Source organism: Cupriavidus sp. 05N38, assembly GCF_056397345.1.
On the sequence record NZ_JBFTNF010000019.1, the window covers coordinates 116,348 to 133,767 of the forward strand.

A 17,420-nucleotide genomic window follows, 5' to 3' on the forward strand; every position below is an offset into this window, starting at 1 on the left:
ACAAACCTGTTACGTTGCTAAGACATTAGCGAAATGTTGCGCCGCGAGCCCGTCCGGGTTTGCGCAAGCGGCTCACCGAAACTGCCGCGCATCGTTGCGATCACCGCCTTTTTGTCGCCTGGCTGAACGATGGTCCGCCTCTTGCTGCGGACCCTTGTCCTGCCGTTGCCTCCAACCCCGCCTGCCAATGGCATCCATGTCCGATAACGCTACCTTGCCGATCTCCGCAAACGCCCCACGCCGCCAGCCGGCGCTTGCCAGCGCACGCGCCGCGCGCCTGGGCAGGTGGTTGTGCGGTGGCATGCTGGCAGTCTGCGCGGTGGCCGCGCATGCGTTCGATTTCGAGACCGTGGCGGCGCGGGCACACCAGCTGGCCGCGAGCCCTTACAAGGCACCGGCGCAAAACCTGCCGCGCGAGTTGCGCGAGCTGTCCTACGAGCGCTATCGCGAGATCGAGTACAAGCCCGAGCGCTTTCAGTGGCGCAATGCCAAGCTGCCTTTCGAGCTGTCCTTCTTCCATGAAGGCACGGTGTTCGACCAGCCGGTGCGCATCAACGAGGTGGTCAGTGGCAGCGCGCGCGAGATCCGCTTCGATCCTGCAGCGTTCAACTATGGTCCGCACAAGGTCGACGCCGCCAAGCTCAAGACGCTCGGCTTCGCTGGCTTTCGCGTGCTGTATCCGCTGAACCAGGCCAAGGGCAAGGACGAAGTGGTGTCCTTCCTCGGCGCGAGCTATTTCCGCGCGCTCGGCAAGGACCAGTGGTACGGCCTGTCGGCACGCGGGCTGGCGGTGGACACTGCGCTCAACTCGGGCGAGGAGTTTCCGCGCTTCGTCGAGTACTGGATCGAGCGCCCGTCGCCGGCTGACAAGCAGTTGACCATCTACGCGCTGATGGATTCGCGCCGCATGAGCGGCGCCTACCGCATCGTCATCCGCCCGGGCGCGGAGACCGCGATGGAGGTGAAGTCGCGGCTGTTTCTGCGCGAGAACGTCACCAAGCTCGGCCTGGCGCCGCTGACCAGCATGTTCCTGTTCGGCGAGAACCAGCCCTCGCCGGTGCCCGACTACCGGCCCGAGGTGCATGACTCCGACGGCCTCTCGGTGCAGCTCGGCACCGGCGAATGGGTGTGGCGCCCGCTGGGCAATCCCAAGCGTTTGCTGGTGACATCGTTTGCCGCCACCAATCCGCAGGGCTTCGGGCTGATGCAGCGCGACCGCRRMTTCRRCARCTACCAGGAGMTSGGCGCRTGGTACGAGCGSCGSCCRAGCGSYTGGGTSGAGCCCAAGGGCAACTGGGGCTCGGGCCGKGTGGAGCTGGTGCAGATYCCKACGCCSGACGAGACCAATGACAACATCGTGGCCTACTGGGTGCCCGACAACCCGCCCAAGCCCAGGCAACCTTTCGATTTCGAGTACCGCCTGYTGTGGCAGAAGGACGGCGAAAAACTGCCGCCGCTGTCGTGGGTGACACAAACGCGGCGAGGCCAGGGCCTGAGCCGCAAGCAGGACGACACCAGTTTTTCGCTGGTCGTCGATTTCGAAGGCCCTGCCTTCAAGAAACTGGCCGCCGACACCCGCATCGATCCGGTGATCTCGGCCGACAGCAACGGGGAGCTGCTGAACACTTCGACGCAGCGCAATGATGCAACCGGCGGCTGGCGCATGACGATGATCGTGCGTCGCAAGGACGAGAACAAGCCGGTCGAATTGCGCGGCTATCTTCGCAACGGCAATACAACCCTATCCGAGACGTGGAGCTACATCTTACCCCCAGGCTGAAGCGGCGCGCCGCCCCGGCGGCGGCATGCGAGCGCTATCTCGATCGCGTGCCGGTCTCGCCAGACCAGCGCCGCGAGCTGCTTAACAACATTACGGTCAGCGACAGCGCCGACACGGAGTCGGCCATGAACTTGCTGCAACGCCAACTCACCGCCAGGGACGGCGCTCAGCCGCCGGCTGGCGGCACCGCCTACGCATCGGTCGGGCGCCGCCTCAATCTCGCCTACGGCGCGCCGCAGGCCGCCGGCGAACCGCTGATCCAGCGCCATGACGACGGCACCGTGCATATCGATACGGGCCCGGCGCCCGAGCGTGCCTCGATGGTGCCGCGCGCATGGCCGCCGCATATCGTCACCGGTTTCCTGCGCAACCTGGGCCGCCGCATGCTCGGCCGCCCGCCGGTGCCGGAAACCTGGGACACCCTGCATGACGGCCCCGATGCCGAAGGCAAGTGGCACCCCGCCGGTGCGCACCGCCGCTGGGTGTTGCTCGGCCTGGTCACCGGGCAGACCGCGCTGGCGACGTATTTCATGACGAAGGTGCTGCCATACCACGGCACCGACCCGCTGGAGATCGCCGTGCTGGCGCTCTTCGCCATCCTGTTCTCGTGGGTGTCGGCCGGCTTCTGGACCGCCATGATGGGCTTCCTGGTGCTGGCCAAGGGCGGCGACCGCCACCTGATCTCGCGCTCGGCGGCGCAGGCGGGCCCGATCGCCGAGGAGGCGCGCACCGCGGTCATCATGCCGATCTGCAACGAGGACGTGAACCGCGTGTTCGCCGGCCTGCGCGCCACCTATGAATCGATGGAGCGCACCGGCGAGCTGGCGCGCTTCGATTTCTTCGTGCTGTCGGACAGCGGCAACCCCGACCTGCGCGCCGCGGAGACCGACGCGTGGATGGAAACCTGCCGCGCGGTCAATGGCTTCGGCCGGATCTTCTATCGCTGGCGCCGTCACCGCGTCAAGCGCAAGACCGGCAACGTGGCGGACTTCTGCCGGCGCTGGGGCAGCGCCTACCGTTATATGGTGGTGCTCGACGCCGACAGCGTGATGAGCGGCGAGTGCCTGAGCACGCTGGTCAAGCTGATGGAAAGCAACCCGGGCGCGGGCATCATCCAGACTGCCCCGCTCGCGGTGGGGCGCGAGACCATGTATGCGCGCGTGCAGCAATTCTCCACGCGCGTATACGGTCCGCTGTTTACCGCCGGCCTGCACTACTGGCAGCTTGGCGAGTCGCATTACTGGGGCCACAACGCCATCATCCGCATCCAGCCCTTCATGGAGCATTGCGCGCTGGCGCCGCTGCCGGGCAAGGGGCCGCTGGCGGGCGAGATCCTTTCGCACGATTTCGTCGAAGCCGCGCTGATGCGCCGCGCTGGCTGGGGGGTATGGATCGCGTACGACCTGGAAGGCTCCTACGAGGAGCTGCCACCCAATCTGCTCGACGAGGTCAAGCGCGACCGCCGCTGGTGCCAGGGCAACCTGATGAACTTCCGCCTGTGGATGAAGCAGGGCTTCCACGCAGTGCACCGCGCGGTATTCCTCACCGGCGTGATGGCCTACCTCTCGGCGCCGCTGTGGTTCTTGTTCCTGGTGCTGTCGACCATCATGCTGGCCAAGCACGCGCTGGTGCCGCCCGAGTATTTCACCCAGCAGTACCAGTTGTTCCCGACCTGGCCGGAGTGGCATCCGGAGAAGGCGCTCGCGCTGTTCTCGGCCACCGCCACGCTGCTGTTCCTGCCCAAGGTGGCAAGCATCGTGCTGCTGATGAAAGATGCGCGCAACTATGGCGGGCCGGTGCGGCTGGTGCTGTCGATGCTGATCGAGGTGCTGATGTCGGCCTTGCTGGCGCCGGTACGCATGCTGTTCCATACCAAGTTCGTGGTGGCGGCCTACAGCGGCTGGGGCATTACGTGGAAGTCGCCCCCGCGCGAAGATGCCGAAACCACCTGGGGCGAGGCATTCCGCCGTCACGGCCTGCATACCTTGCTCGGCCTCGCATGGGGCGGGCTGGTGCTGTGGCTGGATCCGAACTTCGTCTGGTGGCTGTTGCCGATCGTCGGCGCGCTGGCGTTCTCGATCCCGCTGTCCGTGCTGCTGTCGCGCGTGTCGCTCGGCCGCGCGCTGCGCCGCGCCAGGCTGTTCGTCACGCCCGAGGAAGCCAGGCCGCCGCGTGAGATGGTGGCGATGCAGGAGCACGTCGAAGCCGCCGGCGAGCCGCCGGCCTTTATCGATGCCGTGGTCGACCCGGTCACCAATGCGCTGATGTGTGCCACGGCCACGTCCCGCCTGATCCAGCCGGAAGCCACCAAGAGCGAGCGTGCCGCGCTGGTGCAGCAGGCCCTGACGGGCGGCCCCGACGAACTCAGCGCCGCGCAGAAGCACTTGTTGCTGGGCGATCCGTTCGCGCTGGCCAGGCTGCATGAGCTGGTATGGGGATCCGCGCTGGCGCACGCGCGCTGGAAGGAAACGCGCATCCTGCCGCGGCGCGCGGCCAATGTGGTGCCGCTGCGGCCGCGCCTGGCCTGATTCATCGCACGCCCTGGCATGCCGGCACCCTGCGGGGTGCCGGTTTTTTTTGCTCCGCGGATTCGGGGGGAGAGGAGCGTCGCCTAGCGCAATGCCGAGGCGCAGATCGGGGAGTTGATATAGACGTCGCCCACGCGGCGTTCGCTGCGTTCGTTGCGGGTCATGTAGCGGAACATCATGCTCACGCCCAGCTTAGTCAGGATTTCCACGTCGCGATTGGCGCAGATATTGCGCTGCAACGGCGCGGCATAGCTGAGCTCGAAGCTGGCGAGATCCAGCATCGGGCCGCGGTACTTGGTGAGTTCCAGCTGAAAGAGTACGTGTTTGCCGGGCACCGACTGGCAGCGGCGCAGGCGTGTTTCGCCGTCGATCTCGATGGGCAGCGCGTCGTTGAGCTGGCGGCAGGCGCGCGCCAGGATATTGTCCGGGCGCGCCGTGTTGCGCAGCAGTTCGGGCACGCCGGCCGCGCCGGTGTTCTGGCCGGTGGCCGCGCCCTTGAGCATCTGCGCCAGCGCTTCGGCCTCGTCAGGCGCCGCCGGGGCGGACGCGGCCGACACGGCGGCCTTGGCCGGCGCCGGCACCGGAGCTGGGGCCGCGTGCGCGCACGGCAAGCTGCCCGCGCCGGCAGCCAGGGTCAGTAAAGCGGAAAGCAGAGCGTATCTTGTTCTCATGCAGGAAAACGTTGCCGGAAACCGTGCCGGTGAGCGGGCTTCCGCGGTGCGTCGGGCTGCTTGACCGTCCGCCCCGGGCGGCCGACAGGGTGGCATTGTACCCTTGGCCCCGCTGGCGTTGAAAGCGGCACCCCGCGAACCGCGGGCGCGGGCCCGCATCATCCACGCTTGCCGCGCCGAATACGCAGCTTGTTACGGTATGCAACAATTACGTCTTTCGCCTCGCCTTGCGTGTCTCGCTTGCCCCTGGCCCTGCCGCTGCCGGCGCGCTTGCTAGTTCCTCTGGATGTCCCGATGACCCGTTCCACCCGCGCACCCCAGTCCGCGCGTTTTCCACTCTGGCTCCTGGTATGCGCTTCGCTGACAGCACTGGCGCCGCTGTCCATCGATATGTACTTGCCGAGTTTCCCCGCGCTGGCGGGCGATCTCGGCGTGGACATCGGCCGCGTGCAGCTGACGCTGGGCACGTTCCTGGTCGGGCTGGCAGTGGGGCAGGCCTTCTATGGTCCGATCAGCGATCGCTTCGGCCGCAAGCCGCCGCTCTACGTCGGGCTGCTGGTGTACGCTGCCGCGGCGGCCGGCTGCGCCCTCGCGCGGGATGTCGAAGCGCTGATGCTGTGGCGCTTCCTGCAGGCGCTGGGCGGCTGCGCCGGCATGGTGATGGCGCGCGCGGTCATCCGCGACCGGCTCGAAGCCCATGAATCCGCGCGGGCCTTTTCCTCGCTGATGCTGGTCATGGGCCTGGCGCCGATCCTGGCGCCGGTCATCGGCGGCGCCGTGCTCGGGGCGTTCGGCTGGCGCGCCATCTTCTGGCTGCTCTGCGGCAGCAGCCTGGCGATCCTGCTGGTGGTCCACCGCTATATGGAGGAATCGCTCGACCACGCCAGCGCCATGCCGCTGCGCCTCGGGCATGTGCTTTCCAACTACGCCCAGTTGCTGCGCGACCGCAGCTTCGTGGGCTATTCGCTGTCGGCCGGCTGCGGGCAGGCTGGCATGTTCGCGTATATCGCGGGGTCGCCGTTCGTGCTGATCGAGTTGCATGGCATCGCGCCCTCTCATTACGGCTTCGTGTTTGGTGCCAATGCGCTGGGCCTGATCGCAATGTCGCAGCTCAATGCGCGCCTGGCGCGCACCCGCCCGCTCGACCACGTGCTGCGTGCCGCGCTGGTGGCGCCGTGCGCGGCTGGCGTGCTGCTGGCCGCGGCGGCGCTGGCGGGCATGGCATCGCTGCCGGTGCTCCTGGCGGGCTTTTTCGTGTTTATCGCCAGCCTGGGCTGCATCCTGCCGAATGCCTCGGCGCTCGCCATGGCCCAGCAAGGGCACCGGGCCGGCACGGCCTCCGCGATGATGGGCACGCTGCAGTTTTCGCTGGGCACGCTCGCCGGCGCCGCGGTCAGCCTCTGGCGCGATGGCAGCGCGCTGCCGCTCGCGGTGGTCATGGCCGTATGCGGCGTCGGGGCCGTGGGCATGCGCATGGTCGGGCGCGCCGGCATGCAGGCGCAGCGCCACGCGTGAGCCGCGCCAGCGTGCCGGAGCACGGTCAGGCTGCGGCGTTGCTGCTGCCTTGCTGCAGGACCACCAGCTGGGCCGGCATCGGCGCGGCGTAGCCCGCCTCGCCAAAGCACTCGCGCATGAGGCGGTTGGTGTCGAAATACACCTGCCAGTAGTGATCGGTATGGCAGTAGGGGCGCACGGCCAGGACCGGCCCCACCAGGGTGAACTCGAGGATCTCGACGTCGGGCGCGGGTTCGGCCAGCACGTTCGGCAACGCGGCGATGCGTTCCTTGAGCAGGGCAATGGCAGCGGCCGTATCGGTGCTGCCGGACAGCTGGGCCTTCAGCTCGACACGACGGTAGGCGTTGGCGCTGAAGTTCTGGATGGTGTCGGCGAAGATCTTGTTGTTGCCGACCACCGTCAGCACGTTGTCGGGCGTGTCCATGGTGGTGGCGAACAGGCCGATCTCCCTGACAGTGCCTGTCACCCCGGCCACCGTGACGAAATCGCCCACCTTGAATGGCCGCAGCACCACCAGGAAAGCGCCCGCGGCAAAATTGGCCATCAGCCCCGACCACGCCATCCCGACGGCGATGCCGGCCGCTGCGATCAGCGCGGCGAAGGTGGTGGTCTGGATGCCGAAATAGCCGAGGATGCCGATCACCAGCACCACGTTCAGCGTGACCGTGACGATGGATCCGACATAGCGCAGCAGCGTCGGATCGACCTTCTGCTTGGACAACGAGCCCTGGACCAGGCGTACCACGACATGGATCAGCCAGCGGCCGATCACCCAGAAGGCGAGGGCGGCAAGGATCTTGACCCCGAATTCGGTCGCATAGGCGACCACGACATCCTGGAGCTTCTGCAGCGTTGTGGCATCCATCGCGTTCTCCCTTGCTGGCTCTTGCAGGTTCACAAGCAACGAACATCATGCAGCGGATGCCCGGGCGCGGCGAGGGCGTGACGCGGGGGCGGTCAAGGCATTATTGCTTTGCCGCGAGCGGAAGTTCAAGCACAAAATCGCGCGGCACGGCGGGCCTGGCTGGCCCGGCGTGCCGCGGCGGGAGCGGCGGGAGCGGCAGGCGGCTGCCTTGCCGCGTCGATCTACCAGTTGGTTTCGCGCTCCGGCGTGGCCGAGATGCGATGCAGGGACAGGTCGGCGCCGTTGTATTCGGATTCGGCATCCAGCCGGATGCCGACCACCTTCTTCAGCGTGCCATAGACCACGGTGCCACCCACGAGGGCGATGACAATGCCCAGCAGGGTGCCGATCGCCTGCGCGCCCAGCGAAACCCCGCCGATGCCGCCCAGCGCCTGCGCACCGAAGATGCCGGCGGCAATGCCGCCCCACGCGCCGCACAGGCCGTGCAGCGGCCACACGCCCAGCACATCGTCGATGTGCCATTTGTTCTGGGCCAGCGTAAACAGATAGACGAACAGCACGCCGGCCACGCCGCCGGTCACCAGCGCGCCCAGCGGGTGCATCAGATCCGAGCCCGCGCACACCGCCACCAGCCCGGCGAGCGGCCCGTTATAGGCGAAGCCGGGATCGTTGCGGCCGGCCGCCCAGGCGGCCAGCGTGCCGCCGGCCATGGCCATCAGGGAGTTGATGGCGACCAGTCCGCTGATCTTGTCGACGGTCTGCGCGCTCATGACGTTGAAGCCGAACCAGCCCACCGCCAGCACCCACGCGCCCAGCGCCAGGAACGGGATATTGGAGGGCGGGTGTGCGCTGATGCGGCCATCTTTCTGGTAGCGGCCGCGGCGCGCGCCGAGCAGCAGGATGGCCGGCAACGCGATCCAGCCGCCCATGGCATGGACCACGACGGAGCCGGCGAAGTCGTGGAAGGGCGCGCCGGCGACCGAGGCGATCCAGTCCTGCACGCCGAAGCGGTTGTTCCAGGCGATGCCTTCGAAGAAGGGGTAGACCAGGCCGACCAGGACGAAGGTCGCCACCAGTTGGGGATTGAAGCGCGAACGCTCCGCGATGCCGCCCGAGATAATCGCCGGGATGGCCGCGGCGAATGTCGCCAGGAAGAAGAATTTCACCAGCTCATAACCGCTTCTTTGCGCCAGCGTCTGGGCGCTGGCGAGAAATTCGACCCCATAAGCTACCGTATAGCCGATAAAGAAATAGGCGATCGTGGAAATCGCAAAATCCACCAGGATCTTGACCAGTGCATTGACCTGGTTCTTCTTGCGTACGGTGCCTAGCTCAAGAAAGGCAAAGCCCGCATGCATGGCAAGCACCATGATCGCCCCCAGCAGGATGAACAGGGCGTCGGTGCCGCTCTTCCAATTGTCCATACATTCCTCATGCTCAAAATGGGAGCACTGGTATGCAATATCCGTTCCAGTTTGAGCCAGGACGGTGCGAAAATTGCACCGAGTTGGTGGATCACGCACCGGATTGTCGCGCGCGGCCTGCCCGGAGCCCACGCGCCCCGGCGAGCGTGCAGCCGGGAAGCGGCGGATGACACGGCGGCGTGCGCCCGCGCCGCGCGTTCTGCTTGCGCCAATATGAGGCAATGCCTTGTTTTGGGGCGAAACATCTCACTTTGTATGCACCAAAAAGAGCGGTGTTACCATATTGGTGCAAAAAGCTGGCGAGCAGGATGGCCGGCGCAATGGCCGGCGCAATCGCAAGCCGAATCGCAGGCCGAATCACAAGCGCAATCGACTAACGCAATCGACTAGCGCAATCGACTAGCGCAATCGACTAGCGAAATCGCGGGCGCAAGACGCAGAGAATGTTCTGAACCCTCCGTCGTGCATGCGCACAGAGCGGCGCTTTGCCGTTGGCCGCGGGTGTCGGCAAATGCCAGGATCGCCGCGGGGCATCGCGGTCCTGCGCGCGTACGCATGTTCGATTTCCCGATACCGCCAGCAGCCGCATTTGAAAGCCCGGAAAAGGGGGGGTAAATTCCCCGCAAAGGCGCTTGACTCAAGGATTTGCGGCTTTTTTCGTTGCATTGGTGCCACTGGGGATTGCCCAATGCGTAAAGCGCAGATTAGACTGCGCCGATCGGTGATTTGCCGCGTGGCAGACACTCCGATGACGACGACCAACAAGGGAAATCAGCCATGAATAAAGGTGAACTGGTATCTGCCATCGCCGCTGACGCGGAACTGAGCAATGCTGCAGCAGAGCGCGCGCTGAATGCTGCTCTGGACAACATTAAGAAGGCGGTTGCCAAGGGTGATTCGGTAACGCTGGTGGGTTTCGGCAGCTTCGGCTCGGGCAAGCGCGCTGCGCGCACCGGCCGCAATCCGCGCACCGGCGAGACCATCAAGATTCCGGCCGCCAAGACGGTCAAGTTTTCCGCCGGCCAAGGCTTCAAGGACGCTGTGAACAAGAAGAAGTAAGCAGTTCGCGTCTGCAGCGCCATTGAAATGAGAAGGCGGCCTCGAAGGCCGCTTTTTTATTGTCCCGGCCGGCTGTCCGGGGCGCCTCCAGGCACGGCGCGGCGGCCGTTCCGGGTTACACTGCCGATCGTCGGCGCCGGCCCTCCGGCTGGCCTTCGCGGATCCGCCCGGCAGTTTCGAAAACCCGGATTTTCATCATGAATGACCTGTCCCACCAGCTTTCCATGACCGTGTTGATGACACCGGACATGGCCAACTTCTCCGGCAACGTGCACGGCGGCACCATCCTCAAGTACCTCGACATGGTCGCGTACGCCTGCGCCAGCCGCTACGCCGGGCGCTATGTGGTGACGCTCTCGGTCGACCAGGTGGTGTTCCGCCAGCCCATCCATGTGGGCGAACTGGTGACCTTCCTGTCGGCGGTCAACTTTACCGGCCGCAGCTCCATGGAAATCGGCATCAAGGTCATCACCGAGAACATCCGCAGCAAGCTGGTGCGCCATACCAATAGCTGTTACTTCACCATGGTGGCGGTAGACGACAATGGTGCGCCGGCCGAAGTCCCGCCGCTGCAGCCGCGCGACGAGGTGGAGCGCCAGCGCTTCGYCGCCGCGCAGCTGCGCCGCCAGCTGCGCCAGGAAATGGAAAAGCGCCATGACGAAATCACCGGCGCGGTGTCCTGAGGTGGAGGGAGCCGGCGTGCGTACCATGACGACCCGCCTGGCGGGCCGCGTTGCGCTGGCCGTGCCGGTCTTGCTGGCGGCGCTGCTGGCCCTGCCGGCGGCGCATGCCGAGGAAATCGGCAGCGTCAGCACGAACTTCCGCATGACGGGCTCGGACAAGGTGGTGATCGAAGCCTATGACGACCCGGAGGTGCAGGGCGTGACCTGCTACGTTTCCCGCGCGCGTACCGGGGGCATCAAGGGCTCGCTCGGCATGGCGGAAGACCCGCCCGAGGCGTCGATCGCCTGCCGCCAGGTCGGGCCGATCAGCTTCAAGGGCCCGCTGCGCCAGCAGGACAATGTGTTCTCCGAGCGCATGTCGATCCTGTTCAAGGCCCTGCACGTGGTGCGCACGGTCGACCGCAAGCGCAACACGCTGGTCTACCTGACGTATTCCGACCGCATCGTTTCCGGCAGCCCTCAGAACAGCGTGACGGCGGTGCCGGTGGCGGCGGACACGCCGATCCCAGTCAAATAGGCGCCCGACGAACACATCCCCCGCTTACCGCCGGCAAGCATTCCTATCCCGCCGACCGGGCACGCCAGCCAGCCCGTGGCAGATCCCATTATTTTTTCGGAGAACAGCATGAGTGAGCAAGGCAAGGTTGCACTGGTGACGGGCGCGGCCCGCGGCATCGGCAAGGCAGTGGCCCAGGCGCTGCTGTTGGCGGGCTACCGCGTGGTGTTTGCCGGCCGTACCGCCGAGCCGCTGGAAGTCCTGGCCGCGCAGGCGCGCGCCGCGGGCCATACGGCGCTGGCGGTGCAGTGCGACGTGAGCGATCCGGCATCGGTGGACGGGYTGTTCGGGAAGATTCGCGAGGAATTCGGCCGGCTCGACGTGCTGTTCAACAACGCCGGCATCAACGCGCCGGCGGTATCCATCGACGAGCTGTCGGTGGAGCAGTGGCTGGCCGTGGTCAACACCAACCTCACCGGGGTGTTCCTGTGCTCGCGCGCCGCTTTCGCGCTGATGAAGTCGCAGAGCCCGCGCGGCGGCCGCATCATCAACAACGGCTCCATCTCCGCGCACGCGCCGCGCCCCAACACGGTGCCGTACACGGCGACCAAGCACGCCATCACCGGCCTGACCAAGAGCCTCTCGCTGGACGGCCGCGCCTACGACATCGCCTGCGGCCAGATCGACATCGGCAACGCCGCTACCGACATGGCATCGCGCATGGCCCGCGGCGTGCCGCAGGCCAACGGCGAGATCGCGCCGGAACCGCTGATGGATGTGGCCCACGTGGCCAGCTCGGTGGTCCACATGGCCAACCTGCCGCTCGACGCCAACGTGCAGTTCATGACCGTGATGGCCACCAAGATGCCCTTCGTCGGGCGCGGCTGATCTCGTCCGGCCAGGGTACGGCCTGCCGCCAGGCTACTTGCCGCCCAGCGCCTCGCGCTCGGCCGCGCAGTCGCCGGCGGGCTTGAGTCCCCTGGCGCGGACGTCGGCAAGCTCTGCCTTGGCCGCGACCAGGTCGGCGCGGAAGAGCGGATCGGCATGCAACCGCGCCACGGTGGCCGCGCCCATGATGCGGCCCTGCATGGCGTCGCTTTGCCAGTGCACATTGCAGACCAGCCGGCTCTGGCCGTACGCCAGGCCGCGCGCGAGGATGGCATCGGACTGCTGCGGCGAAGTCTCCGCCAGGATCAGCGCCCACGCCCAGCCAATGGCGTTGTGCCCGGACGGGTAGGAACCGTCCTTGACCAGCTTGGGTTCTTCATCCGGTGTACAGGTTGGCTCGTGGTTGACCATGAACGGTCGCGGCCGCACGTATTTGTCCTTGACGCCGTAGGTCGACAGACCTGCGTCGGCCAGTGTGCGGCGCAGCAGCAGGTAGAGCCGCGGCGTCTGCTCCTGCGACACCGGCGCATCCAGCGCGCAGGAAAAGATCTGCGCTGCCCGGGGGAATCCGAGGTTGGCGTCGACGGCGGCCTGGCGCCAGCGCGCGGTGCCGCGCAGGGCCACGCTGGCGCGGGCGGTCTCGTCGTCCATTGCCTGGGCGGCGGAGCCCGGCGCGGGCGGCGGCGGCACCAGCTGCAGGCTGTCGGGGCGCGCCTCGGCCGGCAGGTAGCCGGCCAGGATACCCGGGCGGATCTCCGGCACCGGGGCGGCAGCGCTGCCCTGGCCCTGGCCGGCACAGCCGGCCGCGAGCAGTGCGGCGGCCAGGACCGGCAGCGCCGCGCGGCATGTGGATGATGGATGGCGATGCATCGGCATGGTCTCCCGTGGTGCGGTCGTGATTGTCAGGCCGCGGCGTCGAGCATCTTGCGCAGCGTCGATTTCAATATCTTGCCATTGGCATTGCGCGGCAGCATCTCCGGGCAGAACACGATCCGCACCGGCACCTTGAAGGCGGCCAGCCGCTCGCCCACGAAGGCCTGCAGTTCCGCTTCCGTGACCTCGGCCCCGGGCTTGAGCGCGACCACGGCGGCCGGCTCCTCRCCCAGCGTGCGGTGGGCAATGCCGACCAGCGCCGCGTCCATCACCGCCGGGTGGTCGTAGAGCGTGCTCTCGACCTCGATGCAGTAGATGTTCTCGCCGCCACGGATCAGCATGTCCTTCATGCGGTCGACGATATACAGGAAACCATCGTCGTCAAGCCGCGCGATGTCGCCCGTCTTGAGCCAGCCGTCGATGAATGTCTGCGCGGTGGCTTCGGGCTTGTTCCAGTAGCCGCGCACCACGTTGGCCCCGCGCACCATCAACTCGCCGGTCTCGCCGACGGGCAGGCTGCGCCCGCGTCCGTCGACGATCTTCATCTCGCCGATCGGCAGCGCCGGGCCGCCGCTTTCCGGCCGCGCCACGTATTCCTCCCCGCTATGGCTGGTGAAGGTGGCCGAGGTCTCGGTCATGCCCCAGCCGATGCCGGGCGCGGAATGCGGGAACACTTCGGTGATGCGGCGGACCAGTTCGGCCGAGGCGGGCGCGCCGCCGTAGTTCATGTTCTCGAGCGAGGACAGGTCGAAGCGCGCGCGCTCCGGATGCTCGATGATCTGCCACGCGATGGTGGGTACGCCGCCAGCGGCCGTGCAGCGCTCGCGCTCGATCAGTTCCATGGCGCGCACCGGTTCCCAGCGGCGCATCAGGACGATCTTGGTGCCGTTGGCCAGCGCGCCATTGAGCACCGCCATGCAGCCGGTGACGTGAAAGAAGGGCACCGCCAGCAGCATGCCTTTTTGCGGCGCCTCCGGATCCGGCGCGGGAATGGCTTCGCCGCGCCGCAGGTAGTTGCGGATCGGGCTGAACAGGCCGGCTACCGCCACCGTGGCCGAATTACGGTGAGTACCCAGCGCGCCCTTGGGTTTGCCGGTGGTACCGGAGGTGTAGAAAATGGTGGCGTCGTCGTCGGGCTCGATGCCGATGTCCGGCACGGGCAGCGCGGGCAGGCCAGCCCACTGGTCCGGGGTGCCGACCAGGCTCTCCAACGCGGCGATACGCGTGTCGCCGTGCGTGTCGCCGTGCGCGGCGCCGCCGGCACGGCCGACGTAGATCCGTTCGACCGCGGGGCAGCCCGGCAAATGCTCCAGGATACGGCCCAGGCGCTCGGCGTCGACGAAGGCAATCTTGCTGCCGGAATCGGCCAGGCCATATTCCAGCTCGGCGCCGGTCCACCATGCGTTGAGCGGCGTGATGATGGCGCCGGCCAGCAATGCGCCGTAGAAGATCACCGGCCACTCCGGCAGGTTGCGCATGGCCAGCGCCACGCGGTCGCCCTTGCGCACGCCGTCGCGGATCAGCGCGTGAGCAACGGTCAGCGCGGCGCGGCCGAACGCGTCATACGACACGCGTTCGTCCTCATACACCACGAAGATCTTGTCGCCCAGCGCGCAGGCTTGCAGGAACAGCTCGCGCAGCGTGGGCGGCGCGTTCTTGAAGACGGTGGTGGGAATGCCGCGGATGACGCGCGTCTCGGTTTCGAATGGAGCGCCGGGCGCGGTGAGGCGGGCATGCGCCTCGGCCAGGCTGATGGCCGGCCAGGACGTAGCTGCTTGCGATTGGTTCGACATCGGTGCCTCCCTGACTGCATGGCAGGATGGACCCCGCCCGGGCGCACCGGCGCCTGGGAAGGCGCCTCACGCCGGGAGCGGGAGCCCGGATGGGAACAGCGGGAACAGCGGGAACAGCTTGGGCAGCGCGCAAGGCGGGAACGGGCGTTCCCGCGCGGATCAGATCGTCACGCCGCCGTCCACCACCATGGCCTGGCCGGTCATGAAGGTGCTGGCCGCGGAGGCCAGGAACACCGCGGCGCCGGCGATCTCCACCGGCTCGCCGATGCGGCGCAGCGGGGCGCCCTGCGTGGATTGCTTGTAGCGCTCCGGGTCTTCCCACAGCGCGCGCGCGAAATCGGTCCTGATCAGGCCCGGGGCGATGCAGTTGACGCGCACATTGTGCGGGCCGAATTCCACCGCCAGGTTGCGCGCGAGCTGGAAGTCGGCTGCCTTCGACACGTTGTACACGCCGATGGTGGGCGAGCCGCGCAGGCCGCCGATGGACGACACKATGATGATGGAGCCGTCGCGGCGCTCGATCATCTGCGGCGCCACCATCTGGATCAGCCAGTGGTTGGAGATGACGTTGTTGTCCAGCACCTTGCGGAACTGCTCGTCGGTGACGCCGCTCATGGGCCCGTAGTAGGGATTGGAGGCGGCATTGCAGACCAGCACGTCGACCTTGCCGAAGGTGCGGTTGGTCTCGTCGACCAGGCGCTGCAGGTCTTCCTTGGAGGAAATATTGGCCGGCACGGCGATCGCGGTGCCGGCGCCATGCTTGGCGTTGATGGCGTCGACGACTTCCTGGCAGGCYTCGGCCTTGCGCGAGGAAATCACCACCTTGGCRCCCTGTACSGCCATYTGYTCYGCRATGGCSCGGCCRATGCCGCGMGARGARCCGGTGAYGATGGCAACCTTGCCGGTCAGGTCGAACAATGACATGCGTGTCTCCTGGTTTCCATGTCCTCGCCGAGCGGGACTGGATGTTTTGTAAAGGGTGCTATCGGATCAGGGAATGCGCGGCAGGCGCAACCGGCTTGCCGCCAGGCACTGCCCGATGTTACCGCCCGGTACATTATGGTTGGGCGCCACCGGCCAGTCCACACGCAAATCGGCCGCCGCCCTGGCTTATCAGTGTTTTTTCTTTTGGCAATTCATGCGGTGCATGACGGTGTTCTGCACTGCGGGAGAAGGTATGCTGGCGTCGCTGCGGCGGGCAAGTCAGCCCGTCCCGACATAGGGGTATACGCTTTATGCTTTGGCAGGTCAGGAACACCGGCGTCACGCTGCTCGGCGCCATCCACGTACTCGACGCGCCGCTATCGGCCCTGGACCCGGCCGCCGAGCAGGCCTATCGTTCGGCCGCGCGCGTGGTCTTCGAAGTGGCGATGGATCGCGCGCCGGATGCCGGTGCGGCCTATTTCCCGCCGGGGGACAGTCTCGGCCGGCACCTTGCGCCCGCCGTCCTCGAGCAGGTGCGAAGGCTGTGGGAGAGCTTCGGCCTGCCTGTCGCCGAGCTGGAGCGCCTGCGCCCGGTATTCGCGGCGATGCACCTGCAGTTCGCGCTGGCGGCGCGGCACGGTATCGTCGCGCAGCACGGCGTGGACCGCCACCTGTGGGCGCGCGCGCTGGCGGACGGGCTTGCCAGCGACGCGCTGGAGGATGCCAGCGACGCACTGCGCCTGCTGCAGGGCGTCCCGCTGGACGAACAGGTCGACATGCTTTCATGCTTCGCCGGACAGCCGGATCTGGCTGCCGCCGAGCCGGTCGACATGGTGCGCTGGTGGCGGCTGGGGCAGGCCGGGCCGTTCGCAACGCTGCTGGCGCAGCGCCGCGCGCAGTGGCCGGTCACGCTCGCTGCCCTCGTCGACGAACGCAACCGGCTGTGGATGCCAAAGATCCTGGCGCTGATCGCGGACCGTGAGCCGACCCTGGTGGTGGTCGGCGCCCTGCATCTGGTCGGCGAGACCGGCTTGCCGGCGCTGCTTGCGCACGCGGGATTCGATGTGCAGCCCTTGCGCGCCTGAGCGGTAGCCGCTCAGTCCGCGCGCTGCGCCTGCAGCAGCGCGGGCAGGATCGCCTTGAGCGCCTGCGCGTCGGCGTGTTCCAGCGCAAGGCCGAAGATCCGCGTATCGACCTGCGAGCGCGCCACGCACAGTGCCTGGCGGAAAAGGCTGTCCGGATGGGTCGAGGTGTACCAGTTGCGCGCTTCGTAATCGATGGCCTGCTGCGGCGACAGGTCGAAGCGGTAGATACGGAACCAGCCGTCCGCGCCGCGCACTTCCATGTCGTAGAGGTGGAAGGCGGCGCTGGCGGAATCGTCGACCAGATTCAGCCGGTAGGGGAATGCCGGATCGGCATCGCCGGCGGGCGGCAGGGGCAGCGCGCGATAGGGCGTGGGGCCACCGAATCCCGCATCCACGATATGGCTCAGGTGCGCGGCCTCCACGCGCAGCAGCATATGCGACTGCATGGTCGGCACGTCGTCCGGCACGTTCCAGCGCACGCGCGCCGCCAGCAGGGTGACGGCGTAGCCAAGGGCGCGCAGCGCCGCCGCCAGCAGGGTGTTGTGCTCGAAGCAGTAGCCGCCGCGGCGCCGCCCGACCAGCTTGTCGAAGACCGCGTCGACGCCGATCCGGACCGGGCGCTGCAGCAGCACGTCGATATTCTCGAAGGGGATGCGCGCCAGGTGTGCTGCGATCAGGCTGTCCAGTGCAGCGCGGTCGGCCGCCGCCGGCAGCGGGTGGCCGATGCGGTCGAGATAGGCTTGCAGGCGGGTCGCGTCCAGCGCATCTGGTGCGTCCGGCGTGTTCAGTGTGTCTGCTGCGGTCATGGTGACTCGATATGTTGGCGCCGGCCTCGG

The 17,420-nt window shown here is 67.3% G+C and carries 15 protein-coding genes; 8 read left to right on the forward strand and 7 right to left on the reverse strand.

Annotated elements, in window-relative coordinates; all coding sequences use genetic code 11:
* Positions 1–196: 196 nt before the first annotated feature.
* Both AC1DK4_RS16230 and mdoH read left to right on the forward strand, forming a co-directional pair.
* Positions 197–1,780, forward strand: a complete 1,584-nt coding sequence (locus AC1DK4_RS16230) for a glucan biosynthesis protein G (protein ID WP_477131639.1) — start codon at positions 197–199, stop codon at positions 1,778–1,780.
* On the forward strand, positions 1,753–4,308 hold the full coding sequence (mdoH, locus tag AC1DK4_RS16235) for a glucans biosynthesis glucosyltransferase MdoH (RefSeq protein WP_441615166.1): 2,556 nt from the start codon (positions 1,753–1,755) through the stop codon (positions 4,306–4,308). Before AC1DK4_RS16230 ends, mdoH begins: the two co-directional genes overlap by 28 nt.
* A gap of 83 nt (positions 4,309–4,391) precedes the next feature.
* Here mdoH and AC1DK4_RS16240 read toward each other — a convergent pair whose 3' ends face one another.
* Positions 4,392–4,979 carry a hypothetical protein gene (locus tag AC1DK4_RS16240; RefSeq protein ID WP_441615168.1) on the reverse strand — a complete coding sequence of 196 codons (588 nt, stop codon included), beginning with the start codon at positions 4,977–4,979 and terminating at the stop codon, positions 4,392–4,394.
* A 294-nt stretch (positions 4,980–5,273) separates the two neighbouring features.
* On the opposite strand from AC1DK4_RS16240, the gene AC1DK4_RS16245 reads away from it, so the two are divergent.
* Positions 5,274–6,494: a Bcr/CflA family multidrug efflux MFS transporter gene (locus AC1DK4_RS16245; RefSeq protein ID WP_441643292.1), complete on the forward strand. Its 1,221-nt coding sequence runs from the start codon at positions 5,274–5,276 to the stop codon at positions 6,492–6,494.
* Between the two features lie 25 nt (positions 6,495–6,519).
* Here the strand turns inward: AC1DK4_RS16245 and AC1DK4_RS16250 are convergent, their stop codons facing one another.
* Together AC1DK4_RS16250 and AC1DK4_RS16255 are read right to left on the reverse strand one after the other, a co-directional pair.
* A complete protein-coding gene (locus AC1DK4_RS16250; RefSeq protein ID WP_441615171.1) occupies positions 6,520–7,359 on the reverse strand; it encodes a mechanosensitive ion channel family protein in 840 nt (279 codons plus the stop codon).
* A gap of 221 nt (positions 7,360–7,580) precedes the next feature.
* Complete coding sequence (locus tag AC1DK4_RS16255; protein ID WP_441615173.1) at positions 7,581–8,783, reverse strand: ammonium transporter; 1,203 nt, start codon at positions 8,781–8,783, stop codon at positions 7,581–7,583.
* A 777-nt stretch (positions 8,784–9,560) separates the two neighbouring features.
* Here AC1DK4_RS16255 and AC1DK4_RS16260 point away from each other — a divergent pair.
* From AC1DK4_RS16260 to AC1DK4_RS16275, 4 genes are all read left to right on the forward strand, one after another.
* A complete protein-coding gene (locus AC1DK4_RS16260; RefSeq protein ID WP_020202816.1) occupies positions 9,561–9,842 on the forward strand; it encodes an HU family DNA-binding protein in 282 nt (93 codons plus the stop codon).
* 197 nt (positions 9,843–10,039) lie between these two features.
* On the forward strand, positions 10,040–10,525 hold the full coding sequence (locus AC1DK4_RS16265) for an acyl-CoA thioesterase (RefSeq protein ID WP_477131640.1): 486 nt from the start codon (positions 10,040–10,042) through the stop codon (positions 10,523–10,525).
* Between the two features lie 25 nt (positions 10,526–10,550).
* A complete protein-coding gene (locus AC1DK4_RS16270; protein WP_441615418.1) occupies positions 10,551–11,042 on the forward strand; it encodes a CreA family protein in 492 nt (163 codons plus the stop codon).
* A gap of 108 nt (positions 11,043–11,150) precedes the next feature.
* Complete coding sequence (locus AC1DK4_RS16275; protein ID WP_441615177.1) at positions 11,151–11,909, forward strand: SDR family oxidoreductase; 759 nt, start codon at positions 11,151–11,153, stop codon at positions 11,907–11,909.
* A 33-nt stretch (positions 11,910–11,942) separates the two neighbouring features.
* Here the strand turns inward: AC1DK4_RS16275 and AC1DK4_RS16280 are convergent, their stop codons facing one another.
* The 3 genes from AC1DK4_RS16280 to AC1DK4_RS16290 all read right to left on the reverse strand — a co-directional run bounded on the left by AC1DK4_RS16280 (position 11,943) and on the right by AC1DK4_RS16290 (position 15,499).
* Positions 11,943–12,779, reverse strand: coding sequence for an acid phosphatase (locus AC1DK4_RS16280; RefSeq protein ID WP_441615179.1), 837 nt, complete (start codon positions 12,777–12,779; stop codon positions 11,943–11,945).
* A 32-nt stretch (positions 12,780–12,811) separates the two neighbouring features.
* The gene (locus tag AC1DK4_RS16285) at positions 12,812–14,575 is read right to left on the reverse strand and encodes a class I adenylate-forming enzyme family protein (RefSeq protein ID WP_441615181.1); all 1,764 of its coding nucleotides are present in this window, start codon (positions 14,573–14,575) and stop codon (positions 12,812–12,814) included.
* Between the two features lie 159 nt (positions 14,576–14,734).
* Positions 14,735–15,499 carry an SDR family oxidoreductase gene (locus AC1DK4_RS16290; protein ID WP_477131641.1) on the reverse strand — a complete coding sequence of 255 codons (765 nt, stop codon included), beginning with the start codon at positions 15,497–15,499 and terminating at the stop codon, positions 14,735–14,737.
* A 311-nt stretch (positions 15,500–15,810) separates the two neighbouring features.
* On the opposite strand from AC1DK4_RS16290, the gene AC1DK4_RS16295 reads away from it, so the two are divergent.
* Positions 15,811–16,584, forward strand: coding sequence for a TraB/GumN family protein (locus AC1DK4_RS16295; RefSeq protein WP_441615185.1), 774 nt, complete (start codon positions 15,811–15,813; stop codon positions 16,582–16,584).
* A gap of 11 nt (positions 16,585–16,595) precedes the next feature.
* Here the strand turns inward: AC1DK4_RS16295 and AC1DK4_RS16300 are convergent, their stop codons facing one another.
* Complete coding sequence (locus AC1DK4_RS16300) at positions 16,596–17,390, reverse strand: arylamine N-acetyltransferase family protein (RefSeq protein ID WP_477131642.1); 795 nt, start codon at positions 17,388–17,390, stop codon at positions 16,596–16,598.
* Between the last annotated feature and the right edge of the window lie 30 nt (positions 17,391–17,420).

Coding starts and splice junctions, on each gene's coding strand:
- AC1DK4_RS16240 (WP_441615168.1), bottom strand. CDS start 4,979: ATGAGAACAAGATACGCTCTGCTTTCCGCTTTACTGACCCTGGCTGCC.
- AC1DK4_RS16245 (WP_441643292.1), top strand. CDS start 5,274: ATGACCCGTTCCACCCGCGCACCCCAGTCCGCGCGTTTTCCACTCTGG.
- AC1DK4_RS16250 (WP_441615171.1), bottom strand. CDS start 7,359: ATGGATGCCACAACGCTGCAGAAGCTCCAGGATGTCGTGGTCGCCTAT.
- AC1DK4_RS16255 (WP_441615173.1), bottom strand. CDS start 8,783: ATGGACAATTGGAAGAGCGGCACCGACGCCCTGTTCATCCTGCTGGGG.
- AC1DK4_RS16260 (WP_020202816.1), top strand. CDS start 9,561: ATGAATAAAGGTGAACTGGTATCTGCCATCGCCGCTGACGCGGAACTG.
- AC1DK4_RS16270 (WP_441615418.1), top strand. CDS start 10,551: ATGACGACCCGCCTGGCGGGCCGCGTTGCGCTGGCCGTGCCGGTCTTG.
- AC1DK4_RS16280 (WP_441615179.1), bottom strand. CDS start 12,779: ATGCATCGCCATCCATCATCCACATGCCGCGCGGCGCTGCCGGTCCTG.
- AC1DK4_RS16295 (WP_441615185.1), top strand. CDS start 15,811: ATGCTTTGGCAGGTCAGGAACACCGGCGTCACGCTGCTCGGCGCCATC.
- AC1DK4_RS16300 (WP_477131642.1), bottom strand. CDS start 17,390: ATGACCGCAGCAGACACACTGAACACGCCGGACGCACCAGATGCGCTG.